The 6,330-nt window shown below is 70.0% G+C and carries 6 protein-coding genes; all 6 read left to right on the plus strand.

From position 1 onward, the window contains the following. Window positions 1–123: 123 nt before the first annotated feature. Window positions 124–549, plus strand: a complete 426-nt coding sequence (locus ON41_RS11950; protein WP_040747646.1) for an SCO2097 family morphological protein — start codon at window positions 124–126, stop codon at window positions 547–549. A 406-nt stretch (window positions 550–955) separates the two neighbouring features. Beyond that, entirely contained in the window at window positions 956–1,387 is a 432-nt protein-coding gene (gene mraZ, locus ON41_RS11955) for a division/cell wall cluster transcriptional repressor MraZ (protein ID WP_040747647.1), read from the plus strand. Window positions 1,388–1,535: 148 nt separating this feature from the next. Further along, window positions 1,536–2,507, plus strand: coding sequence for a 16S rRNA (cytosine(1402)-N(4))-methyltransferase RsmH (gene rsmH, locus ON41_RS11960; RefSeq protein ID WP_040747648.1), 972 nt, complete (start codon window positions 1,536–1,538; stop codon window positions 2,505–2,507). Window positions 2,508–2,577: 70 nt separating this feature from the next. Next, on the plus strand, window positions 2,578–3,795 hold the full coding sequence (gene ftsL, locus ON41_RS43000; RefSeq protein ID WP_246461694.1) for a cell division protein FtsL: 1,218 nt from the start codon (window positions 2,578–2,580) through the stop codon (window positions 3,793–3,795). Further along, entirely contained in the window at window positions 3,792–5,672 is a 1,881-nt protein-coding gene (locus ON41_RS11970) for a peptidoglycan D,D-transpeptidase FtsI family protein (RefSeq protein ID WP_083905288.1), read from the plus strand. The genes ftsL and ON41_RS11970 overlap by 4 nt, the downstream gene beginning before the upstream one ends. Before the next feature lie 273 nt (window positions 5,673–5,945). Next, on the plus strand, window positions 5,946–6,330 hold a 385-nt coding region (locus ON41_RS43005), incomplete at its 3' end, for a Mur ligase domain-containing protein (RefSeq protein ID WP_246829505.1).

The raw sequence follows: 6,330 nt of genomic DNA on the forward strand, positions 1-6,330 counted from the left end.
CATCGGCGAGTAGGTGGTAGCGCACTGATCGAACTCGTATCATTGGTGGCAGGTAGCCGCCAAGGTCGGCTACTTGTCGTCTACCCGGAGGCGACCACCACGACAAGTGCCGGGGGAGGTACCGTGCCACTCTCCGAGCACGAGCAGCGCATGCTCGAACAAATCGAGAGCGCGCTCTATGCTGAGGACCCCAAGTTCGCCTCGACCGTCCGTGGCGGACGGCTACGTTCGGCTACGGGCAGACGCAGACTTCAGGCGGCAGCCCTGTTCGTCCTCGGTCTCGTTCTTCTCGTCGCGGGTATAGCCCTGCCGGTCAAGCCGGGCGGGTTCCCCATCATCAGCCTGTTCGGTTTCATCGTGATGTTCGCCGCGGGCGTCCTGCTGCTCATGGGCGGCTCGGGTCTGCCGGGCAGCCGCAAGGGCGGCGAGGGACCGCCGGAGGCGGGCGCTTCCGGGAGCGGCCCCAAGAGCAAGCCGCGCAAATCCGGCGGCGGCTTCGCCGCCCGCATGGAGGACCGGTTCAGGCGCCGGTTCGAGCAGGACAACTAGAACAGCCTCGAAACCACCGCGACACGCCGTGCGATGCATGGCGTGTCGTTTTGTTGCGTGCATCTCTCCCGAAGGGGTCCGGGTATCACCGGAACCCCCCGCGCCCCCCGATTCCCCACACCTCCCCACGGGGTGCCCCCACATCTCCCCACCCGGTCGTCAGGGCCTTTCCTATCTGCGGGTTTGCTGATCGTTGTCGGGTCGTCCGACGAATCCGCGCCAAGGGACGGGGGAACTCGGTGAAATCTCCCCACTCCGGTGATAGCTGAGGTGACCTGGCCGAACCGCTGGGCGATCACCGAGATCGCCCCCGCTTTCGATTGAAAGTGGGGGAAAGTGGGGTAATGTGGGACGCGCACTGATGGAGGCCGATCAGACGAGGTGATTCCAGCAGGAGGTGTCGAGAGTGTTTCTCGGTACCTACACGCCTCGGCTGGACGACAAGGGGCGACTGACGTTGCCTGCGAAGTTTCGGGACGAACTGGCGGGAGGGTTGATGGTCACGAAGGGTCAGGACCACAGCCTTGCCGTGTATCCGAAGGAGGAGTTCACCGCGCTCGCGCGGCGAGCCGCCGCGGCATCCCGGAACAATCCGCAGGCAAGGGCATTCGTCCGGGCCCTGGCGGCCTCCACGGACGAGCAACGTCCGGACGGCCAAGGCCGGATCACGTTGTCGGTCGAACACCGCCGCTACGCGAACCTGAGCAAGGACTGCGTGGTGATCGGCTCGGTCGACTTCCTCGAAATTTGGGACAAGCAGGCGTGGGAGTCCTACCTCGCCGAAAACGAGGAGGATTACTCGCTGGCCAGAGACGAGTCGCTGGGCGGAATCTTCTAGCCCCGCGCGCGGCGAGTGCCCCGTGGCCTCTGCCCGACGCGGACCCTGACGTACTTCCCCAACGCCAGGTGCCGGCGGTCGGTCAGAGACCCCGGGGCATTCCCCGCCGACGTGTGAGTCCAATCGCAGGCGGATCCGGGAGGTCGAGGTGAATCATGCGAGCCAGACCCCCCGCCATGTCCCGGTCCTGCTCACACGAGCCGACGAAATCCTCGGCCCCGCACTGGTTTCCGGCGGCGTCCTCATCGACGCGACGCTCGGCCTGGGCGGCCACGCGGAGTACTTCCTGCGCACCTATCCGGAGATCCGCCTGATCGGGCTCGACCGCGACACGGAGGCCCTGCGGCTCGCCGGCGCCCGGCTGGCGCCGTTCGAGGACCGGATCACCCTCGTGCACACCCGGTACGACGGCATCGCCGACGCGCTGGAGAGCGCCGGGCTCCCGCCCACCGATTCGGTCCGGGCGATTCTCATGGACCTGGGCGTGTCGTCGATGCAGCTGGACGAGGCCGAGCGCGGATTCGCCTATTCGGTCGACGCGCCCCTCGACATGCGGATGGACCCCACCGCCGAACTCACCGCCGCCGACGTCCTCAACACCTACAGCCACGGCGAGCTGGCCCGGGTGCTGAAGACCTACGGCGAGGAGCGTTTCGCGGGCCGCATCGCGAGCGAGGTTCTCAAGCGACGGCAGCAACGCCCGTTCACGACGAGTGCCCAGCTGGTCGAGCTGCTGTACGACGCGATCCCGGCGGCCACCCGCCGTACGGGCGGCCACCCGGCGAAGCGGACCTTCCAGGCGCTGCGCGTGGAGGTCAACAAGGAGCTGGAATCGCTCGAGTCCGCGCTGCCCGCCGCGCTGGACGCGCTGGAGGTGGGCGGCCGGATCGTCGTCATGTCCTACCAGTCGCTGGAGGACAAGGTCGTCAAACAGGTGCTCGCGCGGCGTTCGGCCTCGCGGACGCCGGTGGACCTACCGGTCGAACTACCCGGGATGGGACCGGAATTCGCGGTCCTGACCCGGGGTGCGGAGAAGGCGTCCGCACAGGAGATCGAGGAGAACCCGCGGGCCGCGCCGGTACGGATGCGGGCCGCGGAACGGATTCAGGAGGCCGGATGACTGGGGCGCGATCGGCCATTACCGCCGCGCCCGACCGGCCGGGGTTTATCGCAGTAGGGGAGGCGGAACAATGAGCGTGCGCACACGGGTGGACGCACCGCGGCGGGATTCGTCCCGCCGGTCGACACGGGAGTCGGAGAAGCGCGCCGCGCCCCGTCGGGTGGAGGAGGCCGACCGGGTCAAATCCGGTGCGGCGCAACGCGCGTACGCCCGGCGTCGCAACCGGGCGACGGGCGGCGGCCGCGGGCTGCCGCCACTACCGGGCCGGGCCGCGTCGGCCATGGCCGGGCGGCTGCCGTTCGTCACCGCCATCATCGCGCTGCTGGGCTGCGGCCTGGCGCTGACCCTGCTGCTGACGACCCGCGCGGCGGAAGACAGCTACCAGCTCGGCGACCAGCGCCGCATCAACCGCCAGCTCGGCGACGAGCGGGCGGCGCTGCAGCGCGAGGTGGAGGCGGCCGATTCGGCCCCCGAACTCGCCACCCGCGCCCGCGATCTGGGCATGATCCCCGCGAAGGATCCCTCGCGCCTGCTCATCGCCCCCGACGGCACGGTCACGGTGATCGGCAAGGAAACCCCCGAACAGGGCGCCCCCGCCCCACCCCTGAACACCTCCCCGTCGTCCCCGTCCGCCGTCCCGCCCAAACTCGTCCAGGCCCAAGGCGAACGCCTCGTCCCGGTCACCAACACCCCCGCCCAGCCCGGCACACAACAGCCCCAGGGCACGAACCAGGCCCAGGGCGCGAATCAGGCCCAGGGCGCGAATCAGGCCCAGGGTGCCAATCAGGCCCAGGGTGCCAATCAGGCCCAGGGTGCCAATCAGGCCCAGGGTGCGAGCCAACCGCAGGGCGTGAACCAGGCCCAGGGCACGAACCAGCCGCAAGGTGCGAATCCGGCTCCGGGTGCGAACCAGCCCCAGGGCGTGAGCCAGCCGCAGGACGCGAATCAAACTCCGGGTGCGAACCAGCCGCAGGGCGCGGATCAGCCGCAAGGTGCGAATCAGGCTCCGAGTGCGAACCAGCCCCAAGGCGTGAGCCAGCCCCAGGATGCCAACCAGACGCCGGGCGCGAATCAGGCTGAGGGACAGGGGCAGAACCCCGGCCCTGCGCAGGAAGCGAACCCGGCACCGGCCGCCGTCGCCGAGGGAACGCCCCCCGCCGCGGGCCCGGTCGCCGACCGGCAATCGCCGCAGGAAGGTCAGCAGGCCCCCGCCTCGCCGCAGGCGGAACAGACGGCCGGCGCGCCGGTCGACCAGCCCGTGCCGACCCCGGACGGGGCGGTCGGATGAGCCCGGCGAACAACCGGACATCCGCGCCGCGCCGCGCACCGGCCCGACCGCGGAAGCGGACCCGGGCCGCCGCCGCGGACGCCGCGCACCGGCTCCGGTTCGGTGTGGGCCGCCTGCTGATGCTGGTGGCCCTGCTGGTCGTCGCGGTCCAACTGCTGTGGGTGCAAACGATTTCCGCGCCCGCGCTGTCGGCGGAAGCGGCCAGCCAGCGCACCGTGCACGTCCCCGACGCGGCCCTGCGCGGCCCCATCACCGACCGCAACGGCAAATCGCTGGCGTTCACCATCCCGACCAAGAAGCTCAACTTCCAGCCGGTGAAGGTGCGCAAGCAACTCGCCGACGCGCACGCCAAATCCTCGAAGGCGCCCGATCCGGACCAGCGGCTGCAGGCGATCGCCAAGGCGATCCACGACAAGCTGGGCCCGACCGGCCCGAAGGAGTCGGATCTGCTGGCCATCCTGCGCAGCGACGACCAGTTCGCCTACCTGGCCTACAACGTCGACTCCCGGATCGCCACCGAGATCAAGGACAAATTCCCCGAGGTCGGCGTGGAACGCCAGGACACCCGGTACTACCCGGGCGGCGCCCTGGCCGCGAACATCATCGGCGCGACCGGCTGGGACGGCCACGGCGGCATCGGCCTGGAGTCCTCGATGGATTCCGACCTGGCGGGCACCGACGGTTCGCACACCTACGACCAGGGCTCCGACGGCGCGGTCATCCCGGGCAGCGAACGCGACCGCCAGCCCGCCGTCGACGGCGCCACGGTCGAACTCACTCTCGACTCGGATATGCAGTACTACGTCCAGCAGCAGGTCCAGCAGGCCAAGCAGATGTCGGGCGCGCAGGACGCCTCCGCGGTGGTCCTGGACGCGCACACCGGCCAGGTGCTGGCGATGGCCAACGACAACACCTTCAATCCGCAGCTGGGCCCGAAGAACTGGGACACCGCCCACATGGGCAATCCGGCCGTCACCGACGCCTACGAACCCGGTTCGGTGAACAAGATCGTCACCGCCGCCTCGGCCATCGAGTACGGGTTGACGAATCCCGATGAGGTGCACCAGGTTCCGGGCCAGATCAGCATGGGCGGCGTCACCGTCCACGACGCCTGGGAACACGGCGTCACGCCGTTCACCACCACCGGCATCTTCGGCAAATCGTCCAATGTCGGCACCCTGATGCTGGCCCAGCGGGTCGGCGAGGACCGCTACTCCGACATGCTGAAGCGGTTCGGCCTGGGCCAGCGCACCGGCGTCGGCCTGCCCGGCGAGAGCGGCGGCGTGGTGCCCTCGCGCGACCAGTGGTCGGGCTCCACCTTCGCGAATCTCCCCATCGGCCAGGGCCTTTCGATGACCCTGCTGCAGATGACCGGCATGTACCAGGCGATCGCCAACGACGGCGTGCGGGTGCCGCCGCGCATCGTGAAGTCCGAGATCGGCCCGGGCGGCAGCCGCAAGGAGGAGGAGCAGCCCGACGGCGTGCGAGTGGTGAGCCCGCAGACCGCGCGCACCCTGCGCGGCATGTTCCAGTCGGTGGTGCAGCACGATCCGATGGGCGTGCAGCAGGGCACCGGCCCGTCGGCCGCGGTCGAGGGCTACCAGGTCGCGGGAAAGACCGGCACCGCACAGCAGATCGACGCGAAGTGCCGCTGCTATTCCGCGGATCGCTACTGGATCACCTTCGCCGGCATCGCCCCGGCCGACAATCCGCGCTACGTCGTCGGCATCATGCTGAACGCGCCGATCCGCAGCTCCGACGGCAGCGGTGGCCAGTCCGCCGCGCCGCTGTTCCACAACATCGCCTCCTGGGCCCTGCAGCGCGACCGCGTCCCGCCGTCGCCGCCGGCGAAACCCCTTGTCCTGCAGGGGATGTAAGGGGTCTTCGGATGACTGTTCGATTCGCGAGGAATGCGTGATCCACCCCGATTCACGGCATGTGAGCACCGATTTCGCCGGCGTCGGGACGATCCGACGCGCCCCCGGAAACCCTGGTCCCGCACGCGGCGCGGAACCTCTGACCAGGTCGAGCGGCTCCGACTCGGATGGCGGAGAACGCGGAGCGGCGGGGGAGCGGTAACCTGGCACGTCGATCCGATCCGTTCCGGGGGGAGACGGCACAGCAGAACCGCATACATCGAGAGGAGCTTCGTGCCCGTGCAGCCCAGCCCGCAGGCACTGCGTCCGGCGGCGCCGCCGTCCACCGCGCTGCGAACGGTCGTCGAGCTCACGGGCGCGCGCCCGAGCCGTGACGATCTCGCCGACGTCGTGGTCACCGGAATCGAACACCGGTCGAACGCCGTGCTGCCGGGTGACCTGTTCGCCGGGCTGGCCGGCGCCCGCGCGCACGGTGCCCGGTTCGCCGCCGACGCGGTCGGGCGCGGGGCGGTCGCGGTCCTCACCGATCAGGCCGGCGCGGACATGCTCGGCGAGCTGGACGTTCCCGTTCTCGTGCACGACGATCCGCGCGCGGTGCTGGGCGAGGTGTCCGCGGCGATCTACGGCAACCCCTCGCATCGGTTGCAGGTCCTCGGCA

Origin of the sequence: Nocardia transvalensis NBRC 15921 (genome assembly GCF_000308875.1) — a bacterium.
GTDB lineage: Bacteria > Actinomycetota > Actinomycetes > Mycobacteriales > Mycobacteriaceae > Nocardia > Nocardia transvalensis.